Genomic DNA, 21,381 nt, shown 5'->3' with positions numbered 1-21,381 from the left:
AGTAGAGCGGTCGTCGGGCTTGAGCTAACGTCAACTTATCGGTAAAAAGTTAAGGTATAGTAGTGGCATTAATGCCAAAGGAATAAGTGGATAACTTTATGGCTAAAAGTAACTACATTACCCGCGAAGGTTGGCAGGCACTCGATAGTGAGCTGCATTTCCTGTGGCGAGAAGAGCGGCCAGTGGTGACACAGGCGGTGTCTGAAGCTGCTGCAATGGGTGACCGTTCGGAAAATGCCGAATATATCTATGGTAAGAAGCGCCTGCGGGAAATAGATCGCCGGGTGCGTTTTTTGACTAAGCGCCTTGAGGTGCTGAAAGTTGTCGATCCTGACCCGCGTCAGGAAGGGAAAGTCTATTTTGGTGCTTGGGTGCGGGTCGAAAATGAATTAGGAGAGCAGCGCATCTTCCGTCTGGTGGGGCCGGATGAGTTCGATCCAGCGAAAAAATGGATTTCTATCGATTCACCGGTTGCCCGTGCCTTGATTGGTAAACAGGTAGATGATGAGGTGACGGTTCAAACGCCCAATGGTGAAGCAACCTACTGGATTTTGGATATTCGCTACCGCCCATTCGACGAAAGTGTTGATAATTAAGCCCGACAATAAGCTTTGTAACAATTTCGACTAGAATATATACCATTAATAGCTGTCTGTTAGAGTAAGTTTTTCTAACAATGTGCAGATTCGGGCAATACGGCCTTTGGGAGTAATAAAATGCAAGAGAATCACAAGATTCTGGTCGTTGATGACGATATGCGCCTGCGTGCGCTATTAGAACGTTACCTGACAGAACAAGGTTTCCAGGTGCGCAGTGTTGCCAATGCTGAACAGATGGATCGCTTGCTGACCCGTGAGTCTTTCCACCTAATGGTGCTCGACCTGATGTTACCGGGTGAAGATGGCCTGTCTATCTGTCGCCGTCTGCGTAGTCAAAGCAACCCAATGCCTATCATTATGGTGACGGCAAAGGGCGAGGAAGTTGACCGTATCGTCGGGCTGGAAATTGGGGCTGATGACTATATTCCGAAGCCATTCAACCCACGTGAACTGCTGGCTCGCATCCGCGCGGTATTGCGCCGTCAGGCCAATGAATTACCGGGCGCACCTTCACAAGAAGAAGCGGTGATTGCTTTTGGTAAGTTCAAACTGAACTTGGGGACTCGCGAGATGTTCCGCGAAGACGAACCTATGCCACTGACCAGTGGTGAGTTTGCGGTGCTGAAAGCATTGGTCAGCCACCCGCGCGAGCCATTATCCCGCGATAAACTGATGAATCTGGCCCGTGGCCGTGAATACAGTGCAATGGAACGGTCTATCGACGTACAGATTTCACGTCTGCGCCGCATGGTAGAAGAAGATCCGGCGCATCCGCGCTATATCCAGACAGTGTGGGGTTTGGGCTACGTATTTGTGCCGGACGGCAGTAAAGCATGAGGCGATGGCGCTTTTCTCCGCGTAGCTCATTTGCCCGAACCTTATTATTGATTGTGACCTTGCTGTTCGTCAGCTTGGTCACGACGTATCTGGTGGTGCTAAATTTCGCCATTTTGCCCAGTTTACAGCAGTTTAATAAAGTGTTGGCATATGAGGTTCGTATGCTGATGACTGACCGGCTGCAACTGGAAGATGGCACGCTACTTGAAGTCCCGCCAGCATTTCGGCGCGAGATTTACCGTGAATTGGGTATTTCGCTTTATACCAATGCCGCGGCAGAGGAAAGTGGCCTGCGTTGGGCACAACATTACAAATTTCTCAGTGACCAAATGGCCCAGCAATTGGGGGGGCCAACTGATGTTCGGGTTGAGGTCAATAAAAACACCCCTGTTGTCTGGCTAAAAACATGGTTGTCGCCGGATATTTGGGTGAGGGTGCCATTAACTGAGATCCATCAGGGCGATTTCTCGCCACTATTCCGTTATACCTTGGCCATTATGCTACTGGCTGTTGGTGGTGCCTGGCTGTTTATCCGTATTCAGAATCGGCCCTTGGTTGAGCTGGAACATGCGGCTTTACAGGTCGGTAAGGGCGTTATTCCCCCTCCGCTGCGCGAATATGGTGCTTCTGAGGTGCGCTCCGTAACCCGGGCATTTAACCAAATGGCGGCTGGGGTAAAGCTGTTGGCTGATGACAGAACCTTGTTAATGGCGGGGGTCAGCCATGACTTACGTACGCCATTGACCCGTATCCGTCTGGCGACGGAAATGATGAGTGAAGCCGACGGCTACCTGTCTGAATCAATCAATAAAGACATTGAAGAGTGCAATGCCATTATTGAGCAGTTTATTGATTATTTGCGCACCGGGCAGGAGATGCCGACAGAACCGAGCGATCTTAATGCGGTATTGGGTGAAGTGATTGCCGCCGAAAGTGGCTATGAGCGGGTGATTGAAACCGATTTATGTGATGGCGAAGTGATGGTGGATATTCATCCGTTATCCATTAAGCGCGCCTTGGCGAACATGGTGGTGAATGCTGCCCGTTACGGCAATGGCTGGATAAAAGTGAGCAGCGGCACAGAGTTACAACGGGCTTGGTTCCAGGTGGAAGATGATGGCCCAGGTATTAAGCCGGAAGATTTGAAGCATTTATTCCAGCCTTTTGTTCGCGGTGATAGCGCCCGTAGCACCAGTGGCACCGGCTTAGGGCTGGCCATTGTGCAGAGAATTATTGATGCCCACGCCGGTTCATTGGATATCGGTACCAGTACTCGGGGCGGGTTACGGATTCGGGCATATATCCCCTTGCCGTTGGATGTGAAGCCAAAATTACCGGTGGTCGTGGGGCATGGGGGATAGTTTGGGTGAATATGTTGAGTTAGGTTTTGCTTAATATTTGCTGGGTAATCCGGTTCAGTTGTTGCCAATCTTATGTCAACCGAATTGGATTACTCATCAATCCTGCCCTTTACCACCAAAAGACTAAACCTATTTCACCACCCAAAGGCTAAACCTGCTTCTCCAGAAAAAACAAAAGGGGCACAACTGTGCCCCTCGCAATATAACCAATCTCAATCTAACTTAGATTTTCGGCCCAGCGCTGACTAACGCAGCCCCTGCCGGGGTATCGGTATATTTATCAAAGTTGGTGGTAAAACGCTTCGCCAAATCTTCGGCCTTCTCTTGCCACTGCGCAACATCTGCGTATGTGTCTCGTGGGTCGAGGATATCTGGGTTCACGCCAGGTAAAGACGTTGGCACGGCCAGATCAAAGATTGGTAAGGTGAAGGTTTCTGCCTTATCAATTTCACCATTCAGAATGGCGTCAATAATGCCACGGGTATCCTTGATGGAAATACGTTTGCCTGTACCATTCCAGCCAGTGTTAACCAGATAGGCTTGCGCGCCCACTGCTTGCATACGTTTAACCAGCACTTCTGCATATTGTGTTGGATGCAGAGATAAGAATGCTGCACCAAAGCAAGCAGAGAAGGTGGGGGTTGGCTCGGTGACACCGCGCTCAGTACCGGCCAGTTTGGCCGTAAAGCCAGACAGGAAGTGATATTGAGTTTGATTTGCCGTCAAGCGAGATACCGGTGGCAATACACCGAAGGCATCAGCTGTCAGGAAAATAACCTTGGTGGCATGGCCCGCTTTAGACACCGGCTTGACGATATTTTCAATGTGGTAGATAGGGTAAGAAACACGCGTGTTTTCAGTTTTGGAGCCGTCATTGAAATCAACAGTGCCATCGGCCAGCACCACTACGTTTTCCAACAGAGCATCGCGTTTAATTGCATGATAAATATCGGGTTCAGCTTCTTCGGATAACTTGATGGTTTTGGCGTAGCAGCCACCTTCGAAGTTAAATACGCCGTCATCATCCCAGCCGTGCTCGTCATCGCCGATTAACTTGCGTTTCGGATCAGTAGACAGTGTGGTTTTACCGGTACCGGACAAGCCGAAGAAGATGGCAACATCGCCTTTTTCACCGACGTTAGCCGAGCAGTGCATAGAAGCAATGCCTTTCAGTGGCAACAGGTAGTTCATCATTGAGAACATACCTTTCTTCATTTCACCGCCATACCATGTGCCGCCAATCAGCTGCATACGTTCTGTCAGATTAAAGGCCACAAAGTTCTCTGAATTCAGACCTTGTTCTTTCCAGTTCGGGTTAGTGCACTTAGCGCCATTCATGACGATAAAATCAGGCTCAAAATGGGCCAGTTCTTCATCTGTTGGGCGGATAAACATGTTTTTGACGAAATGCGCTTGCCAGGCTACTTCTGTGACAAAGCGAACTTGTAGACGGGTATCAGCATTTGCGCCGCAGAATGTATCAACCACAAATAAGCGTTTGCCGGACAGTTGTTGGGTAACCAACCCTTTCAGGTGGGCCCAGGTTTCTTGGCTCAGTGGTTTATTGTCATTCTTGCCTTTGCCCTGATCAGCCCACCACACGGTATCCTGAGTGATAGCATCACGGACAATATATTTATCTTTTGGTGAGCGGCCGGTAAAGATACCGGTATCTACCGCAATTGCTCCTGTGGTGGTGAGGGTTCCGCGCTCGTATCCTTCGAGTGTGGGTTTAGTCTCTTCCTGGAACAGTAAATCATAGCTTGGGTTGTAAACAATCTCGCTGACGTTATGGATGCCATAGGCGGCGAGCTCCTGCGGGGTAATTCCTTTAACACTCATGTCATAACTCCTGGATCGTCAATTTTCTACCAGCGATTGTAATTACTCACCTCTGATTAACAGCGATAGCGTTCAAATATTTTAATATATGGCCTATTTTTCGCTAGGTTATGAGAGATAGGACACGGATTGTCGCAAGTATGAAACGGCAGAAGAAATGGCTGGGCACGAGTCAGCACCCAACCAAGTATTACGAGAATTAATGAATTTGTTCTGGTGACGGGCTATTTCCACTTTTTAATGCCGCAATATCGACCGCATCAAACAGGTAGTGAGTGCCGCAATACTCACAGTTCATATCAATATTACCATCCTGCTCAAGCATCTCTTTAACGTCATCTTCAGATAGCGTGACTAATGCATCGGCACAACGTTCACGAGAACAGGTACAGCGGAAACTGACATTTTGTGGTTCATAAAGTGTCACTTCTTCCTGATGATATAAACGATACAGCACCTCATTGGCCGGCAGGGTAAATAACTCCTCGGCTTTAATGGTGGTCGTCAGTTGTGCCAGATGATTAAACTCATCTTCGTTGCGCTCTTGTGCGGGCAGAACTTGCAGCAGCATACCGCCCGCCGCCGGTTTACCTTCCACATTACCGGTGCGGATAAACAGGCGGGTAGGGAGCTGTTCAGACTGCATAAAGTAATTTTCCAGGCAGGCGGCGATGGTCTCACCTTCCAATGCCACAACGCCTTGATAGCGTTCACCCTGCGCAGGTGTGATGGTTATCACCAGATAACCACTGTTGCCCATCATTTCTTTCAGTGTGCTTTCATCACCGATTTCGCCGGTTAAGCGGGCGACACCGCGCATTTCTTGTTGGTTATTACCATTAATGACCGCCAGTGATAGCGGGCCTTCGCCGCCCTGCAATTGCACAGTGATATCACCATCAAATTTGAGGGTAGCGGTCAGTAGACTGGTCGCGACCAACATTTCGCCCAACAGCTTTTGCACCGCAGGTGGGTAGTCATGATTGGCCAGTACCTGCTGATAGGTTTCATTGACTGAAACCAGTTCGCCGCGCACAGCATGGTTAGCGAACAGATAGCGGTGTAATTGGTCGTGATTAGACATAGGTTTCTCTCATATGGGCAGCCTCCAAACCCGTCATATTTCATGTTGCAGGTGTGCTGGCTGATTTCGTTCATCCCAGTGACTTACCTCTGTAAGCTCCAAGGGATTCGCGCTGTTGCCACCTTCCTACACGTTGAAATTGATAGGTTTTACTCAGACTCGCCTTGTTTAAATTTAATCAGGTTGCGACGCTCTTTTTTATCCGGCCGCCGATCCGGATGTGGCATGGTCAGGGCATTTAGCTTGCGGGCTTGGGCTACTTTCTCGCGGTTAGCCATGCTAGCTTCGGTCTCTTCATACAATGCTTGTGCTTCACTTGCCCCTCGGCGCTGATGGTGTAGCGCCAAAACCCGCACCGTGCGTTCGTCGTTACCTTGGCGCAGACGGATTTCCGCATTGATTTCAACTAGCTTGCTCGGTTTACCTCGCTGCCCGTTGTAATGGACTTTGCCGCCATCCACCATTTCCCGTGCTATTGCTCTGGTCTTGTAAAACCGGGCAGCCCAAAGCCATTTATCCAGCCGAACCGATTCGTCCGAGACTGTTTTATCCTTCATGGAACCTCCTGCCATTCGGCTGATTTATTCCCATGCCATGTGACTTACTTACGTAATTTCAATGCAGGCAATAGCTTACGGTAGTCATTAATTGCAGGGTGGCTGTGAAATACCTTATTAGCACAGCTGGAGTCCGGGTTTTCTATCCCCAAACAGTAGCGGATACCAAAGGTGCGCGCGGCATCCAGAATCTTTTCGCTGTCATCGACAAATAAGGTTCTGGCAGGATTCAGTCCGGTATGCTGCGTGACAGCTTGCCACAGTCGTTGATCTTCCTTGGGATAACCAAATGTATGGGTGGAAAGTAATAAATCAAGGTGTTGGTCGAGAGTGGTATGCTCAATTTTTACCGTCAGGCTGTGCGGGTGGGCGTTGGTAAGCAAAATAGTGTGCAAGCCGCGCTCACGCAAACCGGCTAAAAAGGGCTTGGTATCCTGGCGTAACCGCACCCGATGGCCAGCTTGCGTGGTCATCGCGTAGATATCTAAATCTAGCCGTTCGCTCCAGTAATCGAAGCAATACCAATTCAATGTGTGCTGTACTGCCAGATACTCATCATGGATAATTTTATGCGCTTGATCCAGTGAGATCCCCCGGCGTTGGCTGAGCATTTCTGGCACCTGTTTTAGCCAGAAATGGCTATCGAACTCTAAATCCAGCAAGGTGCCATCCATATCCAGCAGCACAGTATCAATGTCTTGCCAATTAAACTCAGGGGGCATAGTGACTCCACAATCACAATAGTGGTGATAACCCGTCATACGTAGCGCGAATTATTTAGGGTATAAACAATAGTTATAATAAACGAAAAAGGGCTAGCGTAGGAAAGGTGCTGGAGTGAGGGGTTGGTTGAAGCAATTATCATAATAGCGCTGAATGTTATCCATACGGCTACGGTTTTTCAGTATCCGCCGAATTAATAAGGTCGTATTCACCACTAAACACACAATCAGAATCAGCAGTAACAGGCTGGTACCCAAATAGCGCCCGAGCGTCACGATATCCGGCTCACTGTGCAATGCAATGTGGCGAGTACCATTGGCGTCGGTGGTGATATTGGTAATGATCCCTTCCGCCTTAAATGGGGTGTTGAGTAGCAACCCAGAGAGGCGTTGCAATTCTCGCCACTGCTCAAGCGCGCTGTAATCAAACAGAGGGGCTGATGGCGCGGGGTGATTGACCAACTGCTTGCCTTCATCACTGGTTATCAGGAACCCACCTGGTGGCGGGCTGTTTAAAGCTTCTGTCGCCAGATGTGTTTCACGGTAAACAAATGATGACGTTGCCGTTTTAACCAAATTTTCCAGCGTATCGGCACTGACAGGGCGTAGCAACACATTCATGCCTTTCAATGTGCCCGATTGCGCCCGTTTGACCAACCCCGGCCAATTCTTGGCATTACCCAAATTAACCAAGGCATTCTTCAGACGGATACAATCGGCATCACCACCACATAATGCCTGAGTCTTTAGGACTATATCAGCGAAATTATCCAGCAAAATCATGCCCGACTTTTCAATAGCCGTTGCCAACTGTGGGTTAACGTTGGTGTCCGCGCCCTGTGGGTGTAGCTGCTGGTTGACAGTAGCAACCAGGGCGGCGGCTTTTTCAATGGTTTCAGATTCCGGCTGTGGCAAGGGAGCCGCATTATTCCAATAGATTCCGGAGCAATCAAAAGGCGTAAAAACAAAACTGTGTGGCGTTTGGGTATTCGGCGGCACGTAGCACATTCCCATTCCCTGTGCTTTCAGAATATCGCCAATACGCAGGGGCATTTTTTCTAATGCCTCGACACTGGTCACCTGCTGGCTTTGCACACCTTGTAACCACGCGACACTCAGTTTCAGTGGCAACCCCAGTGGGACATAAATCAGTAATAACGCCATCACCAACAGTGAGCCGGCCATTAGCGTCAGGTTTTTCCCCCAGCGCTGTAGAGGAAAGTGCTTCATTTCATCGTGTAATGATAAGAAAGCGCCCTGACGAACAACCTGACGATTGAGGTAGATATCGATATTGGTTTTCTTGCCCAAGTCATGGGCAAAATAAGGCCCCCAATGCGCTGGATAAATCAGATCGACAATTCCGAGCGAAATATTGTTCATTTGCCCCTGATTTGACTCCCCAAACAGGCCCCAGCGTTTTGGTGTGCCACTCAAGCAATGAACTTCCCGCAAATCTTTTTCAGATAGCGGGCGGAATATATTCCAACAGGCCCAGCCGGTTAATACAGCCGCTACAATAACGAGCCAAGGCAGTGTTACCGCAGGGCCTGTCAGGGCGAAGAACAGTAATAATAATGCCAAACAAATAGCCCCAGCTTCTTTTAAGCCATTGGCACCATGCAGAGCATATTCCTCCGGTGTTTCTTTCCGGATATTCAGTAGTTCAATATGTTCACTATCTGCTTTGCGAATTGACGCATTCTGCGCCGCAGAGGGCAAAATCGGCTGGTATGTGTTCTCAGGCTGATGATTTTTAAGCGAATGTCCGTTAAGAGAGATAACCAAGGGCATTGTCTGAGTTTGGATAAGTTCGACATCATTATCCTGAGCAATATATTGCTCCCATGAAGCGGGCAGGTGAACTTCAATGGAATCAAGATAATAGCGCCACTTGTTGGGTTCGTCAGTTGCTACCCCGTAGCGGGTTATCGCGCGGGTAACTGAATAAACATTGTCGCTTTGAGGTACTAGAATAAGCTTCGTTGGTGAAGGGGCACTGTTTGTCAGGGTACGGGTGTCAAAAGTCGACTGGGATTTGAACCCAATTTTATCTTGTTGGTTTAGCAGGTAGTTTTCAATACTGACACGTTCTTCTGGTGTCAGTTTGCGATGAGTTGGTTTCGCGAACGGCAGTGTTGCAGTTACGGGGGCAGAGCGGCGGAATCGGAACCACCACAAGCCGACTGCGATCAGACTGGTCAACAGTAAGGCCAATATTAAGACTATTGTGCTCATCCCATCCCCATCCGAGCGCCCCTGACTTACGCCAACTCTATGAAATAATGCATCATACCCGTAATACTTCAAGCTGCATGTGCGTTGACTGCTTTGATTATTCGGCCATTCCTGAGCCTCGCCTCTACGAGGCCGCTGTCAGCAGTGTTCAAATCTGCTCCCAGCCCATTTGTCACTCCAGTCACTTACTGATGTAAGCTCTTGGGGACTCACTCAATTGCCGCCTTCCTGCAACTCGAGTTATTTTGGGTATATTACGCATAAATACAGTACAGAGGCATATAACAGAGTTATTCATCAAATAACCTAATACAAGTGCTCTTAAGCTACCCGCAGACTGATAAGGATAGCAAGGCTAAAACATCGGTAATATCAGCATAATCCTATTTTCAAACACAAGTTTTTACGTGCATTGCGCTAGGGTAGGGTGAAAATTAACCGGTTGAATCTTGACTAAACTCGCCGCCATGTTAAAAACAGGTAAATTATATCTAACTGACATTGCGATAAAGGTTCTCATTAACGCACAATGTGATCAAGTTCTAATAAATTACACTATAAAGAGTCGGGTTAATCCGCGCGGGTAAAAATTGGCTTATTAAGTAACCATAATATGGGCCTGACTACCCTGATGCGCGTCCGACAAGCGGCGAGTTTTAATTTGGGGCCATTATGAAACACCTGCAAAAACCTAAAATACTTAAAATAGATACAATAGCCCGCTCCCGTTTATTTACTGTTGAAGCTGTGAGCTTGGAGTTCAGCAATGGCGTGCAGCGAGTCTATGAGCGGATGCGGCCATCTAATCGCGAAGCGGTGATGATTGTGCCAATTATTGGCAATGATTTATTGCTGATCCGCGAATATGCCGTGGGCATCGAAGAGTATGAATTGGGCTTTCCTAAAGGGCTGATTGATCCCGGCGAAGGTGTGTTGGACGCGGCGAATCGCGAATTGATGGAAGAAGTTGGATTCGGTGCTGAGCGCTTCGATTACCTCAATAAGCTGACGATGGCACCGTCCTATTTCTCTAGCAAAATGAATATTGTTGTCGCGCAAAATCTTTATCCGCAAAGCCTGGAAGGCGATGAGCCGGAACCGCTACCTCAAGTGCGTTGGCCGATTGCCAATATGATGGCTTTGCTTGATGAGCCGGGTTTTCGCGAAGCCCGGAATGTCAGTGCTCTGTTTTTGGCGCAGGCATTTCTGTCTAAAGCAGGCCTCTATTAATATTGAGTGACTCCATTAAAAAGCCGGGACAATCTTGCGATTTCCCGGCTTTTACTTGGGTTCTGATGCGCTATTGCTTTGCTGCCATCAGTGCTCACTTAACCCACAATCAGAACAACTCGTGCGTCTGACCATTATCCATCAATGTCGTACCCGCCTCATGTACTGAATACTCCGTGGGTTGTGTCCCCTCGATAAAGTATTCTGTGCGGCTGCCAGGCCCACCAGTAGAGAGTTTGCCAGTTTGTTTATCAATCACAACACTGACGATACCTGGTGGCGGTGACACTTGTTTTTCCGGCAAGCCTTCCAGGGCGACTTTCATAAAGTCATCCCAGGCGGGTTGTGCGCTTTTTGCCCCACCCTCAGCGCCAGAGATCTGATCAGGAATGGCGCCTGATGCGGTGCTACGGCCTAAGTCGCGGCGATGATCATCAAAGCCAATCCAGACTGATGTCACGGTATCCGAGCCATAACCGGAGAACCAGGCATCTTTTGAGTTGTTAGTTGTACCGGTTTTGCCGCCGATATCTTTACGTTTCAAGTCGCGCCCTGCTCGCCAGCCTGTCCCCATCCAGCCCGGTTCGCCGAAGATATTGGAGTTCAATGCATCACGAATCAGAAACGCCAGCGGTGTGCTTATCACATGGGGGGCATATTGCTCATCGCTATTGAGCTTCGCCTGGGCTGGCGTGACTTGTTCCAGTTCCGGCATTGGCACATTGCTGGCATTGTTCGTTTGTGATGTCGCGACGTTTTCAGTGTTATCGTCGGACAATACAACAGAACGCTGGGTATCGCCGTAAATGACCGGTAAGTTACATTCTTCACAGACAATCTTCGGCTTCGCTTCAAACAGCACATTGCCGACATCATCGGTAATTTTGGTGATGAAATACGGATCAACCAAATAGCCGCCGTTTGCCAACACGGCATAGCCACGAACCAACTGCAATGGTGTGAATGACGCAGAGCCCAACGCCAGTGATTCCGAATGCACAATGTTTTGTGCCGGGAAACCAAAGCGTTGTAAGTATTCAGCGGCATAATCCACGCCCATGGCACGCATTGCCCGCACCATAACCACGTTTTTCGACTGGCCTAAACCTTGACGTAAACGAATCGGGCCGTCATAAGTCGGTGGCGAGTTCTTTGGCCGCCAATCTGTTCCCGCACCGGCATCCCAACGGGTAATTGGCAAGTCGTTAAGGATGGTTGCCAGTGTCAGGCCTTTGTCCATCGCCGCGGTGTACAGGAATGGTTTGATATTCGAACCTACCTGACGCAGCGCTTGAGTCGCGCGGTTAAATTTACTTTGGTTAAAATCAAAACCGCCAACCAGTGCTTTAATCGCACCATTATTCGGGTCGATAGAAACCAAGGCTGAGTTGACGTCTGGCACTTGAGCCAACCACCAACTGTCATCCACTTTTCTGACCCAAATCTGCTGACCCGGCTGTACAACATCCGTGACTTTTTTAGGTGTTGGTCCCTGAGCATTATCAGATTTATACGGACGCGCCCAACGCATACCGGCCATCGGTAATGTAACGTTGCTGCCATCCGCCAACATCGCCGTCGCTTGGTCGGTATTTGCTTGCGTGACTACCGCAGGCAATAGCGGGCCATAAACAGGCAATGTTTTCAATGAATCAATGATTTTTTCATTACTCCACGCACTTTCACCCACTTTCCATAACACATTGGATGGGCCGCGATAGCCGTGGCGCATGTCATAAGCCAACACATTGGCACGTAAGGAATCAACCGCCGCTAACTGGAGCTTTCTGGTGATGGTGGTATAGACCTGATAGCCGTCGGTATAGGCATTTTCACCATAACGCTTAATCATTTCCTGACGCACCATTTCAGATAGATAAGGTGCTGAGAAAGCAATTTGCGGTGCATGGTAGTTGGCAACCAACTCTTCGCTACGCGCCTGATCGTACTGTGCTTGCGTGATGTATTTTTCATCCAGCATGCGCGTCAGCACAACATTGCGGCGAGCAACCGCCCGGTCATGTGAATAGAGCGGGTTGAAGGTTGATGGCGCTTTCGGCAAACCGGCAATCATCGCCATCTGACTGAGAGTCAACTCATTGACCTCTTTACCAAAATAAACCTGAGCGGCGGCCCCGACACCATAAGCGCGGTAACCCAGATAAATCTTGTTCAGATACAACTCAAGAATTTCATCTTTGGTCAGTAACTGTTCAATGCGAATAGCCAAAAAAGCTTCCTTGATTTTACGCATCAAGGTCCGTTCCGGGCTTAAGAAAAAGTTTCGTGCTAATTGCTGGGTGATGGTACTGGCCCCCTGAGAGGCACGGCCCGAAACCAGTGCAATAGATGCCGCACGTAGAATACCCACCGGATCCACACCGTGATGCTCATAGAATCGGCTATCTTCCGTCGCAATAAACGCATGCACCATTTCTGGTGGAATTTGTTTTAATGTCAACGGGATACGGCGTTTTTCACCGTATTGGGCGATCAATTCGCCTTCGGCGCTATACACCAACATGGGTGTTTGCAGCCGGACATCTTTCAGCGTGGCAACGTCGGGTAGCTGAGGCTCAATATATTTGTACAGGCCAAATATCGAGGCTGCTCCCAGTAAAATGCAACACACTGCAAGGATCAAAAAATACTTTACGAACTTCACCTGAGATTTCCCATTCAATGTCAATTGGGCAGTTTATAAACAACCGCGCCGTAGTATAAAGGCAAGCCCGTAACATGGATACGTTCTTTTATTCTCTCTCGACACGGAGGTCGACAAAGATGTACTCACAATATTGGCAGGTTGGGCTAGATATTCAAATGGAGGCTATACGCGCCTTGGCAGTTGTCAGGCGCCGTTATGGCTGGCAACTGCGCTATTGGTGGCATCAAACCTTACCTTCTGGGGTTTTGCGGGAGGGTATTTTACAACAGCCAGATGTTGTTAGCGACAAACTCAAATTATTACGCAAACAATTACCAAGACATATTTCATTACGTATTGCATTGCCCGCCCAGCGCATATTGCAACAGACCATTCCTGCCCCAGACCGGCGGCTACGCGAACCCGAACGTGAGGGATTTATTCACGCGGTGGCAAGCAAGGTTTTCCCGGTAAACAGTCAGGAATTGGCATTGGATTATCGGGCTGGGGCGATGTCTGGCAGTGAGTTATTAATCACTGCCGCTCGCCAGTCAGAAGTTCGTCAATGGCAAGAATGCTTACAGCAGGCTGACCTGCCAGCGCATATGATTGATATCACCCCTTGTGCCCTGCGCCAGATGGCCACGGCTGCGGGTTTATTGGGGCCTTATTGGTTAGTCCATCGACTGGCTAACGAGTGGTTATGGGTTTCCTCCAGTGATATGCCGTTTATCTTTGGTGTAGTTGCGATTGAAACTAACGATCTACAGGAGGATTGCAGCGCTAATGCACCTAATCCGTTATCTACGCTGCTAGCACAACTTCATGCCCATTATCCCGAGCAGGATGATAAGGCCGCAAAAGTGTATTACAGCAGCACGACGGAAGAGCCCCCACCGGAAGATACTACGCTCTGGTCACCCTTTACGGCGTTTGCCCAATATCAGCCACCGCTGCCCCCATTACCTTCGGCTTTCATCTTAGCCGGAGGGCTGGCATTACGACCGGCAGATTACTGATGTATCAGGTTAATTTCGCATTGTGGCGCATGGAGCGCCAGCTAACCCGTTACCGATTTTGGCGCAACTTAGGGCTATGCCAAGGGGGGGTGTTTATCATCGTTTTGATTGCTATGCAGATGCAATCACACTCAGCCCAAATCAGTCAGCAAAGCAGCCTGGCGGCACTTTTGCACCAACAGACGGTATTAAGTCAGCATCATCAACAAGTACAACAACGCATGGCCCAAAAACAGCATGTAGAGCAGCGAGTGAAAATATATCGGCAAATGCACCAATCCGCCCGTCGCTACGCAACATTATTGCAGTTATTAGCGCAACAAATTCCTGATAATTTCTGGTTAATCAGTTTGATACCTCAAGACGATAAGCTGGTTTTTGAGGCTGTCAGTCAGGACTACGCTGCCATTCATGACTTTTTGGCAAGATTGGGCCAACAGCCTCTGCTGACAGATGTGCGCTTACAAAAAATTGCTCAGCGAGATGATGGCCATTTTCGGTTTATGGTGCAGGCGAATTGGCAGGAAGAAAATATTAATGATGAATAAACAGCTTCAACGTTGGATGGACAGGCCCGGTTGGCAGCTTTGCTTATATCAATGGGGGCTACTGGCGCTGGTTGGTGCCAGTTTTTATAGCATGGTATTGCGGCCCATATGGCAGCAACAACAGCTAGCTGCTCAGGAGATTATTCAACATCAACAACAAATTGAACGCCAACAATTAGCTCTGGCACAGTTGCCATCGCTGCTTTCTCTTCAGCAGCAAATTGTTGTGTTGAGAGCCACAGAGGCATCATGGCAGCAGCCCGATGGCTCAATGGCACATTTAGTCGGCAAATGGATCACGCCGTTTGGTGGGCAGGTTATCAGCTGGCAGCGGCAATCAGGACAGCCAGTGGAGGCCGGAGCGCACTCATTCACATCGCAACAATGGAATGCAACCTTGCGAGTCAATTTTTATGGATTGCTCCATTTACTTCGTCAGTTAGCGGTCACCTCATCACCTGTCCAAATCCAGATAGTTGATATTGCGCGAGATAGTTCTGCGCTGGCAGTAAAACTAAATCTAAAAGAATATCTCGTGGAAGGTGAGCATGAGTAGTCATTGTCGCCATAGAGAATGGATTATCGGAGGGCTGTTGATAACAATATCACTGACTTCGGCCGTCAGCGCAGAACCTGTATGGGCGGTGATTGAGCGCAATCCTTTCCAGCGAATATCAACAGAGTCTTGTGATGATGACCGGAGAGAACTTACTAATTGGCAATTACAGGGCATTGTCCGTGGTGCTGATTACCATTCCGGTTGGGTACAGCGGCCAGAGGGTGAGTGGCGAAAACTGGTCATAGAAACACGCTTATTGCCCCATTGGCAGGTGACCCACATCAGTGAGCGGCAGGTCAGCCTACAGCATGTCAATCCTGACAAACCATGCTCAGGTTTGTCGGGATCGGTAGTGTTATCAATGCGCTAGCGATGAATAATCAGCATTAAAAGGAATTAGTCTGATGGTAATTTATACAATTAAAATGAAAAACAGGTTTTCTTCTGTCTGCCGCGCGACACGAGAGTCATTATATATTCTCTTGTTGTTCAGCATGTTACTGGCCAATCCCTTTTCAGCGAGTGCAAAAGGTGGCGTTCCAGTGACTCTGGAATTTCAAGATGCCCCTGTCTCCATTGTGCTACAAGCATTGGCGGATTATCAGCAATTGAATTTAGTGATTGCAACAGAAGTCAGCGGCAATCTTAGTTTAAAGTTGGTTGATGTCCCTTGGGAGCAAGCGCTTGCTATTGTTTTGCGCATGAGTCGCCTGAAAGTTGAACGTGAAGGTGTGGTGATGATGGTCTTCACTGAGCAGGATATCGAAGACCGGCGACAGCGGGCCGAACAAAAAGCAGCACCGGAATCTCTGAGTAATTTGAGCCTTGCCATGCAATATGCGGATGCTGAACAAGTCGCGGAGAGTTTGAATTTGGCTGAGGGGGGGCTGCTTTCCCCACTGGGCAGTGTTGTGGTAGATAAACGTACAAATACATTATTAATTCGCGATACTCCCGCATCATTAGCATTATTGAAAAGCTGGCTGACAGAGATGGATTTACCTTTACAGCAAGTACAAATTGCTGCGCATATTGTGACCATCAGTCGTGAAAATTTGCAGGAACTTGGCGTGCGTTGGGGAATGGGGGATGCGAAACAAGAGCCATCACTTCGAATGAGTGATTTTAATGTTAACTTGCCGCTGCCCAATAGCGCCGTCAATGTAGGATTTAATGTTGCCCGCATCGGAGGGCGTCTGCTAGAACTGGAGTTGAGCGCACTGGAACAAGAAAATCAGGTCGATATTATTGCCAGCCCGCGTTTAGTGACTTCACATCAGCAAACTGCCAGCATAAAGCAAGGTTCTGATATTCCTTATACCGTTTCGCAGGGTAAAAAAGGGGTTACGACGATTGAGTTCAAAGAGGCAGTATTAGGGATGGAAGTTACCCCCAAAATACTGCGTAATGGCAAAATTACTTTAAACTTAAAAATCAGCCAAAATATGCCAGGAATGGCGATGAAACGTGGCGATAGTGAAACTTTACTAATAGATAAGCAGGAAATAAAAACCCAAATAACCGTAAATGATGGTGAAACTATTGTGTTAGGTGGGATTTTTCAGCAAAAAAGCAGTCAGGGCATTAATAAAGTGCCCATACTGGCCGATATTCCTTGGCTGGGCGGGCTATTTAAACAGGATGCCCAGCAACAAAGTCGTCGGGAGTTAGTTATTTTCATCACACCAAGGTTAATCAGCGCATGAGTCTTATGAGGTGCTGATTTATGAAAACGGGTCAATCTTGGTGACTTTCTGCAACTTTTTGTGTGATAGGAGGCTTCTAAATTTGACGCTGCCTCCGATTTAGCTTACAAGGGTTACCGAATTGAGCTCCGAGGTTTTTAATAACGTTGATACGCCGATAAAAACGTATGGTTTCCCTCCCACGACGTGTACAACGATTTATTCGGTTGCCAAACTACCAGAAGTGCTGAGATAATTTTCCGTCTGATCTCGCACTATCGCTCATGAGGTTTCAGTTTAGGTCCCGTTGCTAATTTGATTGGCGGGGCGGGTTATCATTAACGAATAGTCTTAGTAATACCAAAAACATGGCAGAGAAACGCAATATCTTTCTGGTTGGGCCTATGGGTGCCGGCAAAAGCACTATTGGTCGTCAGTTAGCTCAGCAACTCAATATGGAGTTTTTCGACTCTGATCAAGAAATTGAGCGACGCACCGGAGCTGACGTGGGCTGGGTATTCGACGTGGAAGGCGAAGAAGGTTTCCGCGATCGTGAAGAAAAAGTTATTAATGAACTGACGGAAAAACAAGGCATTGTTCTGGCAACCGGTGGTGGCTCTGTTAAATCCAGAGAAACCCGTAACCGTTTGTCAGCCCGTGGCGTTGTGGTGTACTTGGAAACCACGATCGAAAAGCAGTTGGCCCGTACTCAGCGCGACAAAAAACGTCCGTTGTTGCAGGTTGATTCGCCTCCGCGTGAAGTGTTAGAAGCACTGGCAAAAGAACGTAATCCGTTATACGAAGAAATTGCAGATGTCACCATCCGCACTGACGATCAAAGCGCGAAAGTTGTTGCTAACCAGATTATCAACATGCTGGAAAGTAACTGATTTTAGCATTTTACTAATGCCCACGGGCGTAAGTTAAGAAGGTTACTGGGCGCGACATGGAGCAGATTACTGTCACGTTAGGGGAGCGTAGCTACCCGATTACGATTGCTGCTGGATTGTTCAATGATCCGGCCTCTTTTAAGCCGCTAAAGGCGGGTGACCAGGTTATGTTGGTCACTAACCAAACGCTAGCGCCGCTCTATCTGGATTCGCTCCGGGCAGTGCTGGAGCAAAGCGGCATTAAAGTCGATCAGGTGATTTTACCTGATGGTGAACAGTATAAATCTCTGAGTGTTCTGGAGCAGGTGTTTTCTGCCCTTCTGGAAAAACCGCACGGTCGTGATACTACGCTCGTCGCCTTAGGCGGCGGTGTAGTAGGCGACCTGACCGGTTTTGCCGCTGCTTGCTATCAGCGTGGCGTTCGCTTTATTCAAGTTCCTACCACCTTACTTTCTCAAGTGGATTCCTCTGTTGGTGGTAAAACCGCAGTGAATCACCCCTTGGGTAAAAACATGATTGGTGCTTTCTACCAGCCTGCATCGGTGGTGGTTGACCTTAATTGTCTCAAAACCCTCCCTCCACGTGAGCTTGCTTCCGGGCTGGCTGAAGTTATCAAATACGGCATTATTCTTGACGCCGCTTTCTTTGAGTGGCTGGAAGCTAATATCGACTCACTTCTCGCACTGGATATGTCAGCATTAGCTTACTGCATCCGCTGTTGCTGTGAATTGAAAGCTGATGTTGTTGCCGCCGATGAACGTGAAGAGAACGGGATGCGCGCTTTACTCAATTTGGGTCATACTTATGGCCATGCCATTGAGGCCGAAATGGGTTATGGCGTCTGGCTACATGGGGAAGCAGTTGCCGCCGGTATGGTGATGGCAGCACATACCTCCCGGCGATTGGGCCAGTTCTCCGACAAAGATGTTGAGCGTATTAAGGCACTACTCTTACGTGCTGGTCTGCCAGTTTGCGGGCCGCAGGAAATGACGCCAGAGTCTTATCTGCCGCACATGATGCGAGATAAAAAAGTGCTGGCCGGGGAGCTTCGTCTGGTGCTACCCACTGCGATAGGTAAATCAGAAGTCCGTGGTGGTATTGCACATGATATGGTGCTGGCTTCTATCGCTGATTGCCAGTCATCGAAAATAGCATAAAAGTGATATTTTATGCTTGATACTCAACGTCATTGGCGTTGCTGGTAGGTAGCAAGTGAAGGAAAAATGGGGCTGTAAACCTTTTTGATCAACACTTGTGTTAGCCCGCAGTCTGAGCTTCTGATGGGGCTTATTTCCTAGCTGAACTGATATAATTCAGTGAGTTGAGAGGCAAATCTGGCGGGAGCTGATTTGAACGCTGCTTGCAGCGGCTTTGTCGAGGTAAGGCCCAGGAATGACCGAGTAACAAGAGCGGCTAACTTCCCACAGTTTCAAGTTCGAAGAGTATGCTCATAAGTTCTATGATGTTGTATCATAGAAACATCATATTCCTTTGCTGCGGGCGGTTTAGCCTGTTAGCAGTCAGTAAAATCAATCAGCCGGATCGCAGTGATAAATGTGGTTGGCTTTTGCCTCTAGTTGGAGGGTTTAGATGGATGATTTAAAGCCGGAAGACGATCTGAAACCAGATAGCAGTGACCGTCGTCCTACACGTGCCCGCAAGTCCTCAACTGGGCCTAAGCTGGCTGTTTCACGCCAACATATGATGATTGGTATTGGCATTTTAGTGCTGCTGCTCATTATTATTGCCATCGGTTCAGCTCTCAAAGCCCCGACAGAGCATGAAGCATCACAGCAGAATCCTAATGTGGATGCTGCGAGAAACATTAATCTGTCTGATTCATCTTCATTGACCAGCGGTAATAATACTCAACCCGCCGTGGCGAATAACGCCACTGATGGTCATGATGCTAATGGCGTGAAAAACACGGCTCAGCCACAAGATATTAATGTTCCGCCGATTTCTCCGACACCGACTGAGGCCGCTGTGCAGCCTTCTGCAAACAGCCCAACTCAACGTGTTGAATTACCGGGCAATATGTCTGACGCGCTGTCTCAGACACAAGGCCAGGTCGATACGCTGTCTCAGAATATGAATGACGGCCAGACATCCACTTTACCGACAGCACCTGCTACCGTTTCAACCTCGAAAGGGGCGAAAGCGCCAGTGGCTCGGGAATCAATGACTCACCCGGCTCAGAAGCAGGCCACCGCAGCAACTAAACAACCTGCTGTTAGTCATAAAAATCCGACTACGGCAGTCTCTCCAGCCGCCTCTGCGGTAGTGAAATCAGGTTCGGCTGGCAGCAGCAGTGCATTGAAAAATGCCCCTGGTAGCCACTTCACGTTGCAACTGAGCAGTGCTTCGCGCTCAGATACCTTGAATGCCTATGCTAAGCAGCAAAAATTATCTGACTATCATGTTTATGAAACCAAACGTGATGGTCGGCCTTGGTACATCTTAGTGAGTGGCAACTACGCCTCTTCTGCTGATGCAAAAAGGGCTATAGCAACTTTACCCGCCGATGTTCAGGCGAAAAAACCGTGGGTTAAACCTGTACAACAAGTGCAGCAAGACCTTAAAAAATAAATCATTCTTATTTGTGCGCTGATGTGCTGTCTGAAACAGAGTACAATCTGCGGCTCTGAATTATTAAGTAGCTAACTGACGGCATGAAGAAAAACCGCGCTTTTTTAAAATGGGCTGGTGGGAAATACCCGCTGGTTGATGACATTCGACGCCATCTTCCAGCGGGAGACTGCTTGATAGAGCCATTCGTCGGTGCGGGTTCGGTGTTTCTTAACACTGAGTATGAGTCTTACATACTGGCCGATATCAACAGCGATCTTATCAACCTCTACAATATCGTGAAGGACCGCACTGATGATTTCGTGCGGGATGCTCGCGTTTTATTCACGGGTGATTTCAATAATTCCGAGCATTTTTACCAACTGCGTCAAGAATTTAACTCCAGTACCAATGCTTATCGCCGTGCATTATTGTTTCTCTATTTGAATCGCCATTGTTATAACGGTCTGTGTCGTTATAATTTGAGCGGTGAATTCAATGTGCCTTTTGGTCGTTACAAAAAGCCTTACTTCCCGGAAAATGAGCTGTATTGGTTTGCTGAAAAATCACAAAATGCAGTTTTTGTTTGTGAGCATTATCAGGAAACTTTGCTAAAAGCGGTGCACGGGGCGGTGGTTTACTGCGATCCTCCGTATGCGCCATTGTCAGCGACGGCTAATTTTACGGCATATCACACCAGTAACTTTGGTCTGGCGGATCAACAGAATCTGGCTCGCCTGGCTTATCAGTTGTCAGCAGAAAACCAGATCCCGGTTCTGATTTCTAATCACGACACAGAGCTGACGCGCGATTGGTATTACCAGGCGTCACTGCATGTGGTAAAAGCGCGCCGTACTATCAGCCGTAATATCCTTGGCCGTAGTAAAGTGAATGAGCTTTTGGCGCTGTATAGCTGAGCGGGAATTGCCGCTCGGTAAAGATTCAAACCCAGTGATTTATGAGATAGACAGTTTTCAACAAGGCTGATATCCCAT

19 protein-coding genes are annotated in these 21,381 nt (G+C 48.4%); 13 read left to right on the top strand and 6 right to left on the bottom strand.

What is annotated here, in order from left to right; all coding sequences use genetic code 11:
- Nucleotides 1–98: 98 nt before the first annotated feature.
- The 3 genes from greB (at nucleotide 99) to envZ (ending at nucleotide 2,797) form a co-directional block, all read left to right on the top strand.
- Nucleotides 99–596 carry a transcription elongation factor GreB gene (greB, locus tag F0T03_RS20405; protein WP_145555409.1) on the top strand — a complete coding sequence of 166 codons (498 nt, stop codon included), beginning with the start codon at nucleotides 99–101 and terminating at the stop codon, nucleotides 594–596.
- A gap of 120 nt (nucleotides 597–716) precedes the next feature.
- Nucleotides 717–1,436 (top strand): osmolarity response regulator transcription factor OmpR, encoded by a 720-nt coding sequence (ompR, locus tag F0T03_RS20400; protein ID WP_004709363.1) that lies wholly within the window; start codon nucleotides 717–719, stop codon nucleotides 1,434–1,436.
- Complete coding sequence (envZ, locus tag F0T03_RS20395; RefSeq protein WP_145555410.1) at nucleotides 1,433–2,797, top strand: two-component system sensor histidine kinase EnvZ; 1,365 nt, start codon at nucleotides 1,433–1,435, stop codon at nucleotides 2,795–2,797. Before ompR ends, envZ begins: the two co-directional genes overlap by 4 nt.
- 222 nt (nucleotides 2,798–3,019) lie before the next feature.
- Here the strand turns inward: envZ and pckA are convergent, their stop codons facing one another.
- The 5 genes from pckA to F0T03_RS20370 all read right to left on the bottom strand — a co-directional run bounded on the left by pckA (nucleotide 3,020) and on the right by F0T03_RS20370 (nucleotide 9,240).
- On the bottom strand, nucleotides 3,020–4,639 hold the full coding sequence (pckA, locus tag F0T03_RS20390) for a phosphoenolpyruvate carboxykinase (ATP) (protein WP_145555411.1): 1,620 nt from the start codon (nucleotides 4,637–4,639) through the stop codon (nucleotides 3,020–3,022).
- 199 nt (nucleotides 4,640–4,838) lie between these two features.
- Nucleotides 4,839–5,723, bottom strand: a complete 885-nt coding sequence (gene hslO, locus F0T03_RS20385) for an Hsp33 family molecular chaperone HslO (protein ID WP_159680345.1) — start codon at nucleotides 5,721–5,723, stop codon at nucleotides 4,839–4,841.
- A 149-nt stretch (nucleotides 5,724–5,872) separates the two neighbouring features.
- Complete coding sequence (gene hslR / locus F0T03_RS20380) at nucleotides 5,873–6,280, bottom strand: ribosome-associated heat shock protein Hsp15 (protein ID WP_145555413.1); 408 nt, start codon at nucleotides 6,278–6,280, stop codon at nucleotides 5,873–5,875.
- Between the two features lie 44 nt (nucleotides 6,281–6,324).
- The gene (yrfG, locus tag F0T03_RS20375; protein WP_159680343.1) at nucleotides 6,325–7,002 is read right to left on the bottom strand and encodes a GMP/IMP nucleotidase; all 678 of its coding nucleotides are present in this window, start codon (nucleotides 7,000–7,002) and stop codon (nucleotides 6,325–6,327) included.
- Between the two features lie 93 nt (nucleotides 7,003–7,095).
- On the bottom strand, nucleotides 7,096–9,240 hold the full coding sequence (locus F0T03_RS20370) for an intracellular growth attenuator family protein (protein ID WP_159680341.1): 2,145 nt from the start codon (nucleotides 9,238–9,240) through the stop codon (nucleotides 7,096–7,098).
- A 672-nt stretch (nucleotides 9,241–9,912) separates the two neighbouring features.
- Between F0T03_RS20370 and nudE the strand changes: the two genes are divergently transcribed.
- On the top strand, nucleotides 9,913–10,470 hold the full coding sequence (nudE, locus tag F0T03_RS20365) for an ADP compounds hydrolase NudE (protein WP_145555415.1): 558 nt from the start codon (nucleotides 9,913–9,915) through the stop codon (nucleotides 10,468–10,470).
- 109 nt (nucleotides 10,471–10,579) lie between these two features.
- Here the strand turns inward: nudE and mrcA are convergent, their stop codons facing one another.
- Nucleotides 10,580–13,135 carry a peptidoglycan glycosyltransferase/peptidoglycan DD-transpeptidase MrcA gene (mrcA, locus tag F0T03_RS20360; RefSeq protein WP_159680338.1) on the bottom strand — a complete coding sequence of 852 codons (2,556 nt, stop codon included), beginning with the start codon at nucleotides 13,133–13,135 and terminating at the stop codon, nucleotides 10,580–10,582.
- A 119-nt stretch (nucleotides 13,136–13,254) separates the two neighbouring features.
- Between mrcA and pilM the strand changes: the two genes are divergently transcribed.
- The 9 genes from pilM to dam all read left to right on the top strand — a co-directional run bounded on the left by pilM (nucleotide 13,255) and on the right by dam (nucleotide 21,303).
- Nucleotides 13,255–14,136 carry a type IV pilus biogenesis protein PilM gene (gene pilM / locus F0T03_RS20355; RefSeq protein ID WP_145555417.1) on the top strand — a complete coding sequence of 294 codons (882 nt, stop codon included), beginning with the start codon at nucleotides 13,255–13,257 and terminating at the stop codon, nucleotides 14,134–14,136.
- Entirely contained in the window at nucleotides 14,136–14,684 is a 549-nt protein-coding gene (locus F0T03_RS20350; protein WP_159680323.1) for a PilN domain-containing protein, read from the top strand. The genes pilM and F0T03_RS20350 overlap by 1 nt, the downstream gene beginning before the upstream one ends.
- Nucleotides 14,677–15,240: a pilus assembly protein PilO gene (locus F0T03_RS20345; protein WP_145555475.1), complete on the top strand. Its 564-nt coding sequence runs from the start codon at nucleotides 14,677–14,679 to the stop codon at nucleotides 15,238–15,240. Before F0T03_RS20350 ends, F0T03_RS20345 begins: the two co-directional genes overlap by 8 nt.
- A 22-nt stretch (nucleotides 15,241–15,262) precedes the next feature.
- Entirely contained in the window at nucleotides 15,263–15,613 is a 351-nt protein-coding gene (locus F0T03_RS20340) for a DNA utilization family protein (protein ID WP_162527065.1), read from the top strand.
- A gap of 124 nt (nucleotides 15,614–15,737) precedes the next feature.
- Complete coding sequence (gene hofQ, locus F0T03_RS20335; protein WP_145555476.1) at nucleotides 15,738–16,949, top strand: DNA uptake porin HofQ; 1,212 nt, start codon at nucleotides 15,738–15,740, stop codon at nucleotides 16,947–16,949.
- A 347-nt stretch (nucleotides 16,950–17,296) separates the two neighbouring features.
- Complete coding sequence (aroK, locus tag F0T03_RS20330; RefSeq protein ID WP_004391482.1) at nucleotides 17,297–17,818, top strand: shikimate kinase AroK; 522 nt, start codon at nucleotides 17,297–17,299, stop codon at nucleotides 17,816–17,818.
- Nucleotides 17,819–17,874: 56 nt separating this feature from the next.
- Complete coding sequence (gene aroB / locus F0T03_RS20325) at nucleotides 17,875–18,975, top strand: 3-dehydroquinate synthase (RefSeq protein ID WP_159680318.1); 1,101 nt, start codon at nucleotides 17,875–17,877, stop codon at nucleotides 18,973–18,975.
- 433 nt (nucleotides 18,976–19,408) lie between these two features.
- On the top strand, nucleotides 19,409–20,407 hold the full coding sequence (locus F0T03_RS20320) for an SPOR domain-containing protein (protein ID WP_145555421.1): 999 nt from the start codon (nucleotides 19,409–19,411) through the stop codon (nucleotides 20,405–20,407).
- A gap of 83 nt (nucleotides 20,408–20,490) precedes the next feature.
- Nucleotides 20,491–21,303, top strand: a complete 813-nt coding sequence (dam, locus tag F0T03_RS20315) for an adenine-specific DNA-methyltransferase (protein ID WP_145555422.1) — start codon at nucleotides 20,491–20,493, stop codon at nucleotides 21,301–21,303.
- The last annotated feature ends 78 nt before the right edge of the window (nucleotides 21,304–21,381 follow it).

This window comes from Yersinia canariae (assembly GCF_009831415.1).
Taxonomy (GTDB): Bacteria; Pseudomonadota; Gammaproteobacteria; order Enterobacterales; family Enterobacteriaceae; genus Yersinia; species Yersinia canariae.
The sequence above is the reverse complement of the archived record's forward strand: the minus strand, read 5'-3'. Positions and strand labels throughout refer to the sequence as shown.

Excerpts from the sequence above, each read along its gene's own strand:
- greB (WP_145555409.1), top strand. The coding sequence starts at position 99 with ATGGCTAAAAGTAACTACATTACCCGCGAAGGTTGGCAGGCACTCGAT.
- ompR (WP_004709363.1), top strand. The coding sequence starts at position 717 with ATGCAAGAGAATCACAAGATTCTGGTCGTTGATGACGATATGCGCCTG.
- envZ (WP_145555410.1), top strand. The coding sequence starts at position 1,433 with ATGAGGCGATGGCGCTTTTCTCCGCGTAGCTCATTTGCCCGAACCTTA.
- pckA (WP_145555411.1), bottom strand. The coding sequence starts at position 4,639 with ATGAGTGTTAAAGGAATTACCCCGCAGGAGCTCGCCGCCTATGGCATC.
- hslO (WP_159680345.1), bottom strand. The coding sequence starts at position 5,723 with ATGTCTAATCACGACCAATTACACCGCTATCTGTTCGCTAACCATGCT.
- hslR (WP_145555413.1), bottom strand. The coding sequence starts at position 6,280 with ATGAAGGATAAAACAGTCTCGGACGAATCGGTTCGGCTGGATAAATGG.
- yrfG (WP_159680343.1), bottom strand. The coding sequence starts at position 7,002 with ATGCCCCCTGAGTTTAATTGGCAAGACATTGATACTGTGCTGCTGGAT.
- F0T03_RS20370 (WP_159680341.1), bottom strand. The coding sequence starts at position 9,240 with ATGAGCACAATAGTCTTAATATTGGCCTTACTGTTGACCAGTCTGATC.
- nudE (WP_145555415.1), top strand. The coding sequence starts at position 9,913 with ATGAAACACCTGCAAAAACCTAAAATACTTAAAATAGATACAATAGCC.
- pilM (WP_145555417.1), top strand. The coding sequence starts at position 13,255 with ATGTACTCACAATATTGGCAGGTTGGGCTAGATATTCAAATGGAGGCT.
- F0T03_RS20350 (WP_159680323.1), top strand. The coding sequence starts at position 14,136 with ATGTATCAGGTTAATTTCGCATTGTGGCGCATGGAGCGCCAGCTAACC.
- F0T03_RS20345 (WP_145555475.1), top strand. The coding sequence starts at position 14,677 with ATGAATAAACAGCTTCAACGTTGGATGGACAGGCCCGGTTGGCAGCTT.
- hofQ (WP_145555476.1), top strand. The coding sequence starts at position 15,738 with ATGTTACTGGCCAATCCCTTTTCAGCGAGTGCAAAAGGTGGCGTTCCA.
- aroK (WP_004391482.1), top strand. The coding sequence starts at position 17,297 with ATGGCAGAGAAACGCAATATCTTTCTGGTTGGGCCTATGGGTGCCGGC.
- aroB (WP_159680318.1), top strand. The coding sequence starts at position 17,875 with ATGGAGCAGATTACTGTCACGTTAGGGGAGCGTAGCTACCCGATTACG.
- F0T03_RS20320 (WP_145555421.1), top strand. The coding sequence starts at position 19,409 with ATGGATGATTTAAAGCCGGAAGACGATCTGAAACCAGATAGCAGTGAC.
- dam (WP_145555422.1), top strand. The coding sequence starts at position 20,491 with ATGAAGAAAAACCGCGCTTTTTTAAAATGGGCTGGTGGGAAATACCCG.